Origin of the sequence: Flavobacterium sp., from assembly GCF_043720215.1 — a bacterium.
Classification (GTDB): domain Bacteria; phylum Bacteroidota; class Bacteroidia; order Flavobacteriales; family Flavobacteriaceae; genus Flavobacterium.
In genome coordinates this window covers 1-14710 of the sequence record NZ_JAYSSZ010000075.1, presented here as the reverse complement: position 1 = coordinate 14710, position 14710 = coordinate 1, and the positions used below count along the sequence as shown (strand labels likewise).

Here is a 14710-nt window from a genome sequence, read left to right as displayed (position 1 = left end):
CATGCTGATGATAATTTAGAAACTTTCCTTATTAACTTAACTCGAGGAACAGGTTTAGATGGATTGACCGGAATTCCCGAACAAAACGAACAAATAATTAGACCTTTATTACCTTTTTCTCGTTCAGAAATAGAGGAATATGCTAAAGAAAACAGCATTCAATGGCGAGAAGATTCGAGCAATGCTTACGATAAATATTTGCGAAATAAAATTCGTCATGATTTGGTTCCCATATTAAAAGAATTGAATCCTAATTTTCTAGATTCCTTCCAGAAAACGCAAAATTACTTACAGGAAGTACAAATTATGGTCGAAGATGCTACGATTATGATTTACCAACAAGTAGCAAAAGAGGATAATGAAGTTATTTCTTTCGACTTAAAAAAATTGAAACAATTACCCAATTACAAATCCTATTTGTACCAGTGGTTACGGGAATATCATTTTACTGCTTGGGACGACATTTATAATTTAGTTGAATCTCAGTCAGGTAAACAAATTTTCTCAAAAAATTATCGATTACTAAAAGACCGAGATTTTTTAATTTTAAAAGAAATAGAGGAATTAGAAAATGAAGCTTATTTTATTGAAAAAGACCAAAAAGAAGTTAAAATTCCCTTAAATCTTTCTATTTGTAAAGTAAATGACATTTCTACTCCTAAAAATACAATTATATTTGTTGATGAAGATAAACTACAATTTCCATTAACCGTTAGAAAATGGAATGAAGGAGATTCTTTTTATCCGTCAGGAATGAACGGCAAAAAGAAGTTGAGTAAATACTTTAAAGATGAAAAAATGTCATTGATAGAGAAAGAAAATACTTGGCTTTTGTGTTCCAAAAATCAAATTGTTTGGATAATTGGAAAGCGTGCAGACCAACAATTTATAGCAAATATTGCAACAAATAATATTATAAAAATAGAATTACGATAATGAGAAAACTAACTGCCTTACTCCTATTTTTTACTTTTTTAAGTACACAAGCTCAAATTATAGAACCAGTAAAATGGCAAACAAGAGTTGAAAAAGTATCTGATACTGAGTTTAATTTAATTTTTGAAGGTAAAATAGATGCTGGTTGGCATATGTATTCGCAGTTTACACAAGATGGCGGACCACTTCCAACTGAAATAAAATTTGAGAAAGGTAATTACGAATTGGTCGGAAAAACTCAAGAAAGCAAAACAAAAACGGCTTTCAATGATATTTTTGAAGTAAATGAAACGTATTTTGAAAAAAATGTTACACTAACTCAGAAAATAAAAGTTACAAATCCAACATTAAAACCTATAAAGGTCGTTTTAGATTACCAAGTTTGTAAAGAAGCTTGTATCAATGCGAATAAATCATTTCAGTTTGACATTCCAAAATCGACTATTCAAGATACTAAACCCGTAATTGCTAACGAAAATATCAATTCATCTACAATTGAGAAAAAAGTTGTAGAAAATGATATTACAAAAGAAAATACTCCAATTACTACTTCTAAAATTGAAGAGAAAAAGGACGAAAAAAGTGAAAATAATGGGATTTGGTCTATCTTCTTGTTATCAATTTTAGGAGGATTATTTGCAACCATTACACCTTGTGTATTCCCAATGATTCCTATGACGGTTAGTTTTTTCTTAAAACAATCTACAAGTAAATCTAAAGGAAAATTTAATGCCTTTTTCTACGGATTTTGTATTGTTGCAATTTGTGTATTAATTACGATTCCGTTCCATTTGATAGAAGGAATAAATAGAGATATTTTTGCGGAAATATCCAATAACGTTTATTTGAATATTTTCTTTTTTCTAATATTTACAATATTCGCGATATCCTTTTTTGGTGCTTTCGAGATTACAATTCCTAATAAATTTGCAAATAAAGTTGACAATGCTTCTAATAAAGGCGGATTAATTGGCGTCTTTTTCATGGCATTAACCTTAATCATTGTTTCCTTTTCTTGTATTGGTCCTGCAATTGGTTTGGTGATGGGAACTTCATTAAATTCTGATGGTGGAGCAACAATTTTATCGATAGCAATGCTTGGATTTGGATTAGGATTGGCTTTACCATTTATGTTTTTTGCCCTTGCTCCTAGCCTGCTTAGTAATCTGCCCAAATCTGGTGGTTGGTTAAATACTGTAAAAGTCGTTTTTGGATTTATAGAATTGGCATTGGCAATGAAATTTATTTCTAATGCAGACATTGGTTTAGATTTACATTTACTAGAAAGAGAAGTGTTTATTGCGATTTGGATTGCAATTTTCGGAGCGTTATCGTTATATTTATTTGGGAAATTTACTTTACCGCATGATAGTCCCTTAAACCACATTTCTGTTGGTCGATTGGTTTTGGCAGTTATCACATTATCCTTTACAATTTATATGATTCCTGGGCTTTGGGGTGCGCCGCTAAAAATGATTTCAGCATTCCCACCACCAAGTACTTATAGTGAAAGTCCACAAGGATTTGGAAATAATACAGTTTCAAACAACGCAGAACAACTGCCTAAAAATGCGGTTTATGGTGTTCATAATTTAATTTCTTTTGAAGATTATGAACATGGTCTGGCTTATGCAAAAGAAGTAAACAAACCTATTTTGATAGATTTTACAGGAAAACAATGCCAGAATTGTAGGGTTATGGAAAACAATGTTTGGTCTGACGAAACGGTTTTAAAAATTCTTAAAAATGATATTGTATTAATTTCGCTTTACGGCGATGATAGAAAAGAACTACCCGTAAATGAGCAATATATATCTAAAGAAACTGGAAACAAAATAACAACTGTTGGTCAGAAATGGAGTGAGTTTCAACGATTAAATTATGGTACAAATGCAAGACCATACTATGTTTTGATAAATTTAAATGAAAAAAAGTTAAACGAACCTGTACCTTATACTCCAAATATTCCGGAATATAAAACTTGGTTAGAAGATGGGATTTCTAAATTTAAAAAATAAAAGATCGATATAAAATACTGACCTGCAAGTTAATCCTTGCAGGTTTTTTGTTTTTATAACATAAAAGACTATTTTTGAGAATATAAAAATATACGCCATGTTAGTAAAAGTATTTGGAAGTGCCGTTTTCGGAGTTGAAGCCACAACAATAACCGTCGAAGTAAACATAGATAAAGGTGTTGGTTATCACCTAGTTGGTTTGCCTGATAATGCCATCAAAGAGAGTAGTTATCGTATTGCAGCTGCTCTAAAAAACAACGGGTACAATCTTCCCGTAAAAAAAATTACCATAAATATGGCTCCTGCCGATTTACGCAAAGAAGGTTCTGCCTACGATTTGACATTGGCTATAGGAATTCTAGCTGCTTCAGGACAAATCAAATCAGAAGAAGTTGACAAATATATTATTATGGGTGAATTATCACTCGATGGTAGTTTGCAACCTATAAAAGGAGTACTACCAATTGCCATAAAAGCAAAAGAAGAAGGTTTTAAAGGTTTTTTTCTACCCAAACAAAATGTAAAAGAAGCTGCGATTGTTGCAGGATTAGATGTATATGGCGTAGAAAATGTATTGGAAGTAATCGATTTTTTTGAAGGGAAAGGAACGCTAGAACCTACAGTTATTAATACTCGTGATGAATTTTATAAAACATTAGATTTTCCTGAATTCGATTTTTCAGAAGTTCGTGGACAAGAAAGCATCAAGCGTTGCATGGAAATTGCAGCGGCTGGCGGACACAATATCATTTTAATTGGTCCTCCTGGTTCTGGAAAAACCATGATTGCCAAACGTTTGCCTAGTATTTTACCTCCTATGACTCTTAAAGAAGCATTGGAAACCACTAAAATACACAGTGTTGCAGGAAAGGTAAAAGATGTTGGATTGATGAATCAACGTCCCTTTAGAAGTCCACATCACACTGCTTCGAGTGTAGCGCTTGTAGGCGGTGGAAGTTATCCGCAACCTGGAGAAATTTCGTTAGCACATAATGGTGTTTTATTTCTTGATGAATTGCCTGAATTTAAACGGGAAGTTTTAGAAGTCATGCGTCAACCACTTGAAGATAGAGAAGTTACCATTTCGAGAGCAAAATTTACTATTACCTATCCGTCCTCGTTTATGCTCGTAGCCAGTATGAACCCAAGCCCGAGTGGATTTTTTAATGATCCAGATTCTCCAAACACTTCCTCTCCTCATGAAATGAATCGTTATTTGAGTAAAATTTCTGGGCCTTTACTAGATCGAATTGATATTCATATCGAAGTGACTCCTGTTCCTTTTGATAAACTAACCGAAAAAAGAAATGGAGAAAGTAGTGTCGAAATTAGAAAACGTGTAACTGCTGCTCGTGAAATTCAAACGACTCGATTCGAACTTTTTGACAACATTCATTACAATGCACAAATGAATACCAAACAAATTAGAGAGCATTGCGCTCTTGATGAAGCCTCTTTACAATTACTAAAAACCGCAATGGAACGTTTGAATCTTTCGGCTCGTGCATTTGACAGAATTCTGAAAGTATCTAGAACTATTGCCGATTTAGAAGCTACTGAAAAAGTAAATTCGACCCATATTTCTGAAGCAATTCAATATAGAAGTTTAGACAGAGATGGTTGGTTGGGATAAAAAATTATTTCTTTTTAAAGAGCTGAAATAATTGAAAAATGGCCAATCCAAAAAAGATAATCCAAATATTATTTGATATAAAATTATCAGAAATAATTCCTTGATTGGTGATTTTTTTAAGTGCTAAAACTAATAGTAACATTCCAGAAAATGTTCCTATTAATGTTCCTAAGACATAGACATATTTTAAGTTTTTAACTGAAGAAATGTAATTTTCATTAACCAGAAAAACATTCCAACTAAACCAAAATGGAATTTGCGCAAAGTTTAAAGAACTTAATATTACTCCAATAATAAATGACGGATACAATAAAAAAGCAACTGAATTATTTTGTTTTCCAATGTTTTGAGAGTCTGAAGGGTAAAAATAAATTGCTATAAAAATTAAAAAAATAATCGAAAATATTGAAATCCATCTTTTAAGTTTAGCATTTAAAATCAGTTTGTTAGCAAAATAAAAAGTAGAAGAAATTACAATTCCCTCGATAATTAAAACTCCAAATAAATAATATAGCAGTTCGGTGATATTTGATTTATTATATATCTCAAAGCCTATAAAGTTTAAATAACCTAGCGGAATCGAACCTACGAAACTAACTAAAAACCCAACTATAAAGTTTTTTAAATATTTCACAAATTACAAATTTTCATATTTTGCTTTAAATGCAATCGGTATTGTAAGAATCCTTCTTTGTTTGTTAAATAAGGGAACCCTTTTTTATGATTTTGCACACTAATTTTGTACATATAAGTAATATGTCGGGCTAATTCTTTCCAAGCAAAAAAGATAGAATGTTTGGGATCATAAATATGCGTTGGTTCGCTTGCTGCTCCATTTATTTCTACTACTTGAAAGTTTTTGCCGTCTTCTAATTCAGTAATAGAATTGTACATTAAATCTATTCTTCCAAAATAAAAACCATCTATTTGGAAGCACATTTCGTTTATCACCTCATTTAATTTATCTGAAATTAAAAAACTTGCATCTATAAATTTTGAACCACGACAATGGTTTCCAAAAGGAACTAAATTTAATTTTTCATCTTTAAGTAATATTTGATTTAATTTGTCCTTATACTCTTTTTCTAAAGTAGTTAATTGAAATTCATATCTAGGATTTTGTTTTATCAATTCTTTGATTGTCAATTTTCCATCGCCTGTAACAATTAGAAACTCTTTGGCAACAATTCCTGTGATTTTCCCTTTCTCTTGATTAGGAAAACGAACATAAAAAATGCCAACTTCGTTTTCAAAAGGAATTAAATCTTGTATTAAATAGTCAAAATCAGCATTGTTGTTGTATTCTTTCAATTCGTTAATAGAATTTATTTTTTTAACAGCCGATCCACGAAGCCCAATATCTGGTTTTGCAATAAATGGAAATTGAATATTTCCTTTTTCTTTAGCAATTAAAACATCTTCAAAAGAAGTTTTTTCAGTAATTAATTCTGTTCTTGGATAATATTTTTGAGGAATTAAATCATAAATTTCTTTTTTGCTTTCCATAAAAAAACCTCCGTTTCTCATCGTTGGATTTGAAGTATTAAAAAAGAAAATAGTTCTAGTTTTTAAAGCATAAAAAGCCCATAAAAAATTGATAGGAAAATATACAATTTCTGAAGACCAATATTCCCAATGGGTAAGCTTATGAAGAAATAATCGCATTATATTACTATAAATGAATTAGCAAATTCTTGATTTTCTATCAAATCATAATGCGTTAAGGAAACCTTGTTTTTTTCGATCACAGTTTGAGTAATACTGAGTGTTTTAAGTAAATTATTTCTATTTATAACCAATCCGTTCTCACTATTTTTATCTTCGGTATTTTTGTGAAAATGCAACATATCTAATTCTGAAATGCTATTTTTTGATTCTAAAAAATCATAAAACCAATTGCTTCTTTGTTCACGAATTTCTTTTGGGTAAAGCGTTGATGACGACCAAATATGATTTTTTGTTGTATCTAGTTCGGTAATTTCTTTCTCTAATTCATTCCATTGTAATTGATATAATTTTTGTTTTTCAAAAACAACTAATGTAAACGGTTCTATATTGTCGAGATTTATTTCTTGCCAAGATAAAAGTATGGATTCCGAACTAATTAAATCTAAAACGATTAATCCACGACTTTTTCTGTAACTAAATTTTAGTTCGTGTTTTTCTTTGGCACCATTTAGCAAAACAATAATATGTGCTTTATCATCTACAGCATACCATGTTCCCCCAGCTTTTTGATCTTTAGGAAAAAATATTTTTTTGTCGTTTACTAGATGAATTTTGGGTTCGATAGCTTTTTCCCTTGCTACTTTTTCGTCTCTGTTTGATGTGATAATGTATTTATCATTACTGCTTACAAAACTTACTGTGCACATTGTTTCTTATATTCGATAGTTGATGGAGCTATTCCAAAATTTTCAGCAACTTGTACGCTTTCTAATTGAAAAAACGCAACTTTTATAAGTGCTTGGTGGTGAATACAGTGTTCTAAATTGTATAATAATTCTCTATAATAATTGGTTTCTATTGATACATAATTTTCATAAAACATCTGATTCAAAACTATATTTTTATTTTCTTTTTCGATAGAATTGATAATATCATTTATCGTTTGAATCGCAAAGTTTGTATCTGTTTGAATTAAATTATTTCTTACTCTATCATCATAATTCAACAAACCAGATTCGTAAGAATTGAGCAAACATTGAAACATTTCTATGATATGTCTAGAATGTTCGCCTATTGATGAGTTTCCTAAATATAAAATAGGTAAAACAAAATCTTCATTAGATAATTGATTTAATAAATCCTTTAATTCTTCCAGTGTATGTTTTACAATAATAAAATTCATAGTTTATTTTATCAAAAAATTAATATCGTTTTTGTATCTAAACGCTAAAAATAAGCTTAATATAAATGTTATGCAAGCTAAAAAAAATAAAGTTCCACCATCATTTTCTACTTCGATACCAATTATAAATAAATGCGAGACTATCGCAACAAACATGGTTGATAGTGCTATAAAAGCAGCATAAAATTTTGTTTTATTCACAAATAAAAATATTGATGCGAATAATTCGATAATTCCAGAACTAATCCTTCCAAACGGCTCTGCTCCTAATTTTGTGAAAATAAATACCGATTCAGGACTTCCCGTAAATTTGAAATATAATGTTTGCAGCAAAATAAAAGCCACTATTATTTTTGCTGATCTGTTTATTAAAATTGAATTCATAACTATTGTTTTTTCCAGTTTAAATCTGCTTTTGTTTTTAAATTTTTTTCATCCTTGTTCCAACTTTTCAATGTATTATTAAAATAAGCATTGTAAAAAAGGTATAATTTATTATCGATAATTTTGAAAGTTTCAGGATCAATTTCTACTTTATCTCCAGAACTTCCCATAGCATAAGCACACCATCCGCCATATTGAGGTTCATATATTGCAGGTGTTTTTGTAAATGTTTCTTTATTTTCTTTAGAAGAAAAATTATAAATCACACCTTCATAAGTAAATGCTAATTCTTTCTTGCCTCTTATCGCTTTTTTTTGTTTAATATAAGCAACAGGATCATAACCTTGTATGGCTATTTTCTTTTCTAAATTAAAAGTTTCTAATCTTTTTGCATTTTGAGAAAAACTCGAAAATGTAAAAAGAACGGTTAGTATTAAAAATATCTTTTTCATTTTGTTATTTTTTTAAAGTCTTAGCAACAGCGATTAATAATTCGTTAGAAATTCTTGTTTTATAATTTGGGCTTATGTATTCGAACTCAATTTCGTTTTCTCCATTTATTATATATAGAGAAGGAACTGGAAGAAAATCATTTTTTACACCATGTAAAACAGTTTTTAACTGCTTCTTTAAACCATCTGGAATTACATAAGCAATTCCCAAAGTCTGCATGAAATCTCCTTTACTATCCGATAATAGCGTGTACTTTAATTTGTCTTTTGTGATGGTTTCTTTCATTGACTCTGGCGAATCTGGACTTACAGCAATAATCTGGTAACCCATTTCTATTAGTTTTTCTTCAGCCTCACCTAATGCACTTAAATGCAAATTACAGTAAGGACACCAACCGCCTCTGTATACTACAAGGATTGTTTTTTTTGATTTTGTAAGGTCTTCAAAATTTACATTTTTTCCATCAATAGTTTGAAGGATAGATGATGGAATTGTTTCACCAATAAGTAATGGTGAAATTTCTGTTGCCGATTTTGGGAAATCATTTTGTGCGCTTAGAGCAACACTAAAAATTGATACTACAAGATAAATAAACTTTTTCATAATTATTTTTTTTATTAATGTAAAATTAATTAGTTTGAAAAAGTAAGATTGTCAGCTAGTTTACATCTTAGTGTTTTTTTAAATTTTTTTAAAATCTAAAATAATTATTTCCTTACGATTGTATCCTATAATTCCGTTATCTACAAATTCGTTAAGCAATGTTGTGGCTGTTTGTCTTGAGGTACATATAATTTGAGCTATATCATTTTGTGTCAAATAATTTTCGATTGTAACTTTATCATTATCAAAAACACCTTCTTTTTGAGCCCATTCTTTCAGGAAAGTAAGTAATCTTGTCTTAGCATCTTTGGAAACTAAATTTGTATAATTATTTCGCAATCGTTTCATTTTTAATCCAACAAATTTGGTATATCCTAAAGCTAATTGTGGATTTCGAAGCATTAAATCTTCAAAATCAGACTGTAAAAAACTACAAATAGAAACTTCGTCGGTGAGAACCTTAGCATATTCGTTAACTTGAATATCACTATCCAAATAAAGTTCTCCGAACATATCTCCTTTCTGGATAACATCTTTAAGGTTTTCATTTCCATCTTCATCTAGAGAAACAATTTTGATACTTCCTGTTTTCAAGAGAAAAATTCTTGGCACATCGGAATCTGAGAAATAAATTATTTCCCCTTTTTGAGCTTTTTTAAAACCTGAAATAATACACAATTGTTTTATTTGAGCAAAACTCAATGTTCTAAATAATTTATGATCTCTCAAATACCAATACTTTAACTCATCGTACATATAGTAAATCTTATTTTTTAAATATACGTAATTAATATAATACTGGTTTTATTTTTTTATACTTTATAAAAAAATAAAACCGAAGCAATAAAATAGTTTATTTGCTTCGGTTTTCTAATTTAGAAAGGATTGAAAATTATTCTTTGAAAAAAGTAATTTTAAAATAACTAATGTTATCAGTTTCTAACAACCAAATTCCATTTTTAGCATAAAAAGTCTTAAAATATAATTTCTGATTGTTTTGAATACTACTCAAATAATTTGAAAACAAGATATTATTTTCTTGAGCAATTAGTCCTTCCGTATCTAAGGCTTTCTTTTCGTAACCAATATTATTAAAATACGAATTTACGAATTTTTCGTTGCTATTTTCTTTGTTTTCGACAGAAACATTAAAGCTTATTTTATTAAACTTTAAAACATTTCCAGTCATTTTATCAATAAATGAATATTGAATATAACCTTTTTTTTCTGATGGAGAAGTTATAGAAAGTAATAATTTTTCGTTTCTAATTGCTAAACTCAACTTTAAGTTTGTTATATTTTGTTTTGTATTAAAATCATCTTTGTCATTTATGGTTTGAACAGACTCCCAGATTTTATTCCCAGATTTATCAAACTTAAAAACATAAAAACCCAATGGCTCATTTGTAATATTACTGGAGCTCTTTGCGTTTTTTCCAAATAATCCGTAAACATAAACTTCCTCAGTTTTCTGATCTATCACAAAATTATTAATTGTTAAATCACTTACATAAGTATCTCCAGACTGCGGATTTGTATAAATATAGCCGCCGCCGTTATTACTATAAATTAGGTTTTTATATTGAAAATCTACTTTATAAGCAAAATCATTTAAAATTACACCACCATAACTATATATTGTACGGTATAATGTTGCCGATTTATAGTCTTTAGCAATAGATTTTGTAATGAGCCCAAAATTATATTCATTTACACGAATACCAAACGACAAATCATTGTATTTTGCAAAATTATCTCCTATAATTCTAGCAAAATCGGGCTTTTTCATAGCAAATTTTTCATTTGTTCTGGTAACAATATCGGTAACGCTTAGTGATAACTCATCTTTTTCAAAATTAATATCTCCTTTATTGTCTTGATTTAAAATACTAAACTCATAATCATCATTAAAATACTGAAAATTTTCATTCATTTTAAAAAATGGAGAAGATTTACCATTAATAACCAATTTAAATTGATCTGTTTTTTCTTGTGTTTTAGATGTTTCCGAAACTATAAAAGCATTTTCGGTTGGCGAAAAAATACAGTTTGTTAATGCTTCATTTTCGATTAATTTTTCAAAAAAACCATCATTATCAAAACTATAAAGGTTTTTAATAACTTTATTAGTCGATGATGCTACATAATTTCCTTTTTGTATAACCAACCTGTTATTGTTTGGCAAAAAATTATAACCAACTGGATAATTATTGTCTTTGAATTTTTCATCAATTACAACAGTTTGAGAATTTACTGTACTTACACAAAGAAATAGGTAAATAAAAATTATATTTTTCATATAAATTTGGTCTTTACTTAGAAATTAATTTTATAACTAAGTCCAGCTGTTAGCCCTCTAGCAAGTCCGTCTGGACGCTCTTTTTTGATTACAAAAGGTGAAGCTATTGAAGTCTCTAAATAACTCTTTTTTCCTAATTTGTATGATACAATTAAGTTTCCATTGATGGTAAGTCCATCTGAACCAACAATATTTTGACGCACTCCAAAATTATCTTGAAAACTATCTTCCCCTAAATGATAAATAAATAATACATTAGGTTTGAAAGTGAATTTTTCATTAGTTGTTTTAAGTTTATAAGTTGTTCTAAACAAAACATCCGATTTTCTTTGATATAAATTAGTAGAGGTAAAGTATTTTCCTCCTGAATTACCACTAAAATAGGAGTTTTTGTTATCCGTTAACGGGATTTGAGCTGCTGTATTAAAATCCCACTTTTTATACGAAAGGCTTAAACCACCTATAAAATCGAAAGTTCCTAAACTTGATTGAAAAACCATTGGTAAAGAAACATTATTTATTTTGTCATTTCCACTTGTAAGCGGAATTTTAACCGCTACAAGTAAAGACCAAACTTTTGAACCTTCAATATCACTAAATTTCGATTTGAATTTGTAATTTCCTGCAAGAAATACATCTCCTATATTTCCTCTAGTTCCGAATATTCCATTTGCAACTCCAGATGTAACTTTTGCACTCAAAGCAAATTTATCGCTAATATCTCTAGAATAGGTTAAATACTGAGAAAATACAGTTACTCCTTCTCCGGCTACCGCGTATATAGCTCCTACATCTACACTGTTTTTTAAATTTGCTTCGTGTCCTTTGAAACCATTCCCTACCGAACAAAATCCAGCATCACTACAGCCTTGCGCAAAGGAACTTGTATAGTTTAAAGTGATAAATAAAATAAATGTCAAAAATTTTAAAGTGTTTGTTCTCATACTTTGTTTGTTTTTAGTTTTAAATTATAATTATTATTCTATCCAAAATAAATTGCATATACAAACATATACGAGATAAAAGTAATGTTGGTTTTTTTTAATTATTATTTTATCCAAGTATATCATAATATATACAAGTCTAAAAAATTACATTAATTCTGCAATAGCAAAAAGATGGTTATATTGTTGACAATGTATCAAAACGTATTTATAAACTGTCAAGTCAACTGCACTTGGTATTAAATATACTCTTGAAGAAGTTAAACTACCAAGATTAACAAAAGTTGTTGGAGAATTAGTGGTAGATAAATATACCTTCAAATCTGGTCCATCAGAAATGCTAAAATTATCTAATAAAACTTTTTTCTGACCATTGTCATTGTAAATTTTGGCAGATCCTGTTACTGAAATTCCAGAAGTAGGTGCAAACGAACCACTATACAATAAAGTTGCTGTATTAGAAATGCTATCATTAGAGATATTTTTGGTGAACTCACTTTCTTTTTCACAGGAAATGAAAAAGAATATTACTGATAAAATAAAAAAATTTTTGATCATAACGTTTTTTCTTTGATTAATATTTTCAAAGTTAATTAATGATTGTAAATAGTAATGTCATCTACTTTACATTTACCAATTATTAATATTAGTTTAACTTTCTGAAATTAAGTAATCACAAAAAAAGTCGCAACAATTAGTTACGACTTCTAAAATAGCTATGATTATTAATGATTAATAAGCCATCAATTCTTTTAAACCTTCTTCAAATCTAACTTTGGGTAAATACTGATCCTCTAATGCTTTTACGAAAGGAATTGCGCTTTCTAAACTTCCTACACGTTTTACGGGAGCGTCTAGATATTCGAAGCAATTTTCCATGATTAAAGCGGATACATCACTAGCAATACCACCAAACATAGAATCTTCTTGTAAAATAATGCATTTTCCTGTTTTCTTTACCGAAGCAAAAATAGTTTCGGTATCTAAAGGTTGTAACGAACGTAAATCAATCAAATCAGCTGAGATTTCAGGATTTTTGTTTAATGTATCTAACGCCCAATGCACTCCTGCTCCAAATGAAATGACAGTAACAGCTGAACCTTCTTTTATCATAGCTGCTTTACCAAAAGGAATCGTATAATAATCTTTAGGTACATCTTGATACATGCTTCTGTACAACTGTTTGTGTTCGAAGAACATAACAGGATTAGGATCGTTAATTGCTGTATTTAATAATCCTTTCGCATCATAAGGAAATGCTGGGTAAACAACTTTTAATCCTGGTGTTTTTGTAAACCAAGCTTCGTTTGTTTGCGAATGAAAAGGTCCAGCTTGCGTTCCTCCGCCACAAGGCATACGAACTACAACATCGGCATTTTCTAACCAACGGTAATGCGATTTTGCTAATAAATTGACAATTGGATTGAATCCTGTAGAAACGAAATCAGCAAATTGCATTTCAACAATCGCTTTGTGTCCGTTAATTGACAATCCCATCGCTGCAGAAACAACGGCGCTTTCGCATATTGGTGTGTTTCTTACTCTTTCTTTTCCAAAAGCTTCTACAAAACCATCAGTGATTTTGAAAGCACCACCATATTCGGCAATGTCTTGTCCCATAATAACCAGGTTATCATGACGCTCCATCGATTGACGTAAACTATTAGATATAGCATCAATCATTCTAATGTTTTCTACTTCTTCAGAATGATTAACTTCTTCAAATTCATAAGGTTTGTAAACATCGTTTAACTCTTCACTTAAACTAGCTACAATTTCTGGTTCTTTTTGAACTAATGCCCAATCAGTATCAATTTCTTTTTTTAATTCCGCTCTAAAAGCCTCATCATCTTCATCGGATAAAACAGCAGTTGCTTTAAGGTAACTTCTAAAATTTTCTACTGGATCTTTTATTGCCCACATATCCATTAGCTCTTGCGGAACATATTTTGTGCCACTCGCCTCTTCGTGTCCACGCATTCTGAAAGTCTTGAATTCTAACAAAACTGGACGAGGATTTTCTTTCATTGATGCTTTTAATTCTGATATCAAATTATAAACATCAAGGATATTATTACCGTCAACAATATGCGATTCCATTCCAAAACCAATTCCTTTATCGGCTAAGTTCTCGCAACGATATTGCTCGTTTGTTGGTGTCGATAATCCGTAACCATTATTTTCGATAACAAAAAGAACTGGTAAATCCCAAACAGCAGCAATATTTAATGCTTCGTGAAAATCTCCTTCAGAAGTAGCGCCTTCTCCAGTAAAAACTGCAGTTACTTTTCCGTTCTTTTTTAATTTATTTGCTAAAGCGATTCCGTCAGCCACACCCAATTGTGGACCCAAATGCGAAATCATTCCTATTATATTGAATTCTTGTGTACCAAAGTGAAACGAACGGTCACGACCTTTTGTAAATCCGTTGGCTTTTCCTTGCCATTGCGAGAAAAGGCGATGTAATGGAATATCTCTTCCGGTAAAAACTCCCAAATTACGGTGCATTGGTAAGATGTATTCATCTTTATCTAAGACCGCTGTAATTCCCACAGAAATAGCTTCTTGACCAATTCCAGAAAACCATTT

15 protein-coding genes are annotated in these 14710 nt (G+C 30.0%); 3 read left to right on the top strand and 12 right to left on the bottom strand.

Annotated elements, in window-relative coordinates:
* From tilS to ACHZC3_RS03635, 3 genes are all read left to right on the top strand, one after another.
* The coding region (gene tilS, locus ACHZC3_RS03645) for a tRNA lysidine(34) synthetase TilS (RefSeq protein ID WP_394758523.1) at positions 1–936 on the top strand (936 nt) is incomplete at its 5' end.
* The gene (locus ACHZC3_RS03640) at positions 936–2954 is read left to right on the top strand and encodes a thioredoxin family protein (protein WP_394758522.1); all 2019 of its coding nucleotides are present in this window, start codon (positions 936–938) and stop codon (positions 2952–2954) included. The genes tilS and ACHZC3_RS03640, both read left to right, overlap by 1 nt.
* Positions 2955–3051: 97 nt before the next feature.
* Entirely contained in the window at positions 3052–4587 is a 1536-nt protein-coding gene (locus ACHZC3_RS03635) for a YifB family Mg chelatase-like AAA ATPase (protein ID WP_394758521.1), read from the top strand.
* Positions 4588–4591: 4 nt separating this feature from the next.
* On the opposite strand, the gene ACHZC3_RS03630 is transcribed toward ACHZC3_RS03635, so the two are convergent.
* From ACHZC3_RS03630 to ACHZC3_RS03575, 12 genes are all read right to left on the bottom strand, one after another.
* Entirely contained in the window at positions 4592–5221 is a 630-nt protein-coding gene (locus ACHZC3_RS03630; protein ID WP_394758520.1) for a hypothetical protein, read from the bottom strand.
* Positions 5218–6252: a D-alanine--D-alanine ligase gene (locus ACHZC3_RS03625; protein ID WP_394758519.1), complete on the bottom strand. Its 1035-nt coding sequence runs from the start codon at positions 6250–6252 to the stop codon at positions 5218–5220. The genes ACHZC3_RS03630 and ACHZC3_RS03625 overlap by 4 nt, the downstream gene beginning before the upstream one ends.
* Positions 6252–6962 (bottom strand): NRDE family protein, encoded by a 711-nt coding sequence (locus ACHZC3_RS03620; protein ID WP_394758518.1) that lies wholly within the window; start codon positions 6960–6962, stop codon positions 6252–6254. The genes ACHZC3_RS03625 and ACHZC3_RS03620 overlap by 1 nt, the downstream gene beginning before the upstream one ends.
* Positions 6950–7438 carry a DinB family protein gene (locus ACHZC3_RS03615; protein ID WP_394758517.1) on the bottom strand — a complete coding sequence of 163 codons (489 nt, stop codon included), beginning with the start codon at positions 7436–7438 and terminating at the stop codon, positions 6950–6952. The genes ACHZC3_RS03620 and ACHZC3_RS03615 overlap by 13 nt, the downstream gene beginning before the upstream one ends.
* Positions 7439–7441: 3 nt before the next feature.
* Positions 7442–7822, bottom strand: coding sequence for a DoxX family protein (locus ACHZC3_RS03610; protein ID WP_394758516.1), 381 nt, complete (start codon positions 7820–7822; stop codon positions 7442–7444).
* A 2-nt stretch (positions 7823–7824) separates the two neighbouring features.
* Positions 7825–8274: a YHS domain-containing (seleno)protein gene (locus ACHZC3_RS03605; protein WP_394758514.1), complete on the bottom strand. Its 450-nt coding sequence runs from the start codon at positions 8272–8274 to the stop codon at positions 7825–7827.
* 4 nt (positions 8275–8278) lie between these two features.
* Positions 8279–8878, bottom strand: coding sequence for a peroxiredoxin-like family protein (locus ACHZC3_RS03600; protein ID WP_394758513.1), 600 nt, complete (start codon positions 8876–8878; stop codon positions 8279–8281).
* A gap of 78 nt (positions 8879–8956) precedes the next feature.
* A complete protein-coding gene (locus tag ACHZC3_RS03595; RefSeq protein WP_394758512.1) occupies positions 8957–9634 on the bottom strand; it encodes a Crp/Fnr family transcriptional regulator in 678 nt (225 codons plus the stop codon).
* A 136-nt stretch (positions 9635–9770) separates the two neighbouring features.
* Entirely contained in the window at positions 9771–11177 is a 1407-nt protein-coding gene (locus tag ACHZC3_RS03590) for a hypothetical protein (RefSeq protein WP_394758511.1), read from the bottom strand.
* Between the two features lie 17 nt (positions 11178–11194).
* The gene (locus ACHZC3_RS03585) at positions 11195–12121 is read right to left on the bottom strand and encodes a hypothetical protein (protein WP_394758510.1); all 927 of its coding nucleotides are present in this window, start codon (positions 12119–12121) and stop codon (positions 11195–11197) included.
* Positions 12122–12268: 147 nt separating this feature from the next.
* Positions 12269–12679 (bottom strand): DM13 domain-containing protein, encoded by a 411-nt coding sequence (locus ACHZC3_RS03580; RefSeq protein ID WP_394758509.1) that lies wholly within the window; start codon positions 12677–12679, stop codon positions 12269–12271.
* Positions 12680–12853: 174 nt separating this feature from the next.
* On the bottom strand, positions 12854–14710 hold a 1857-nt coding region (locus ACHZC3_RS03575; protein WP_394758508.1), incomplete at its 5' end, for a thiamine pyrophosphate-dependent enzyme.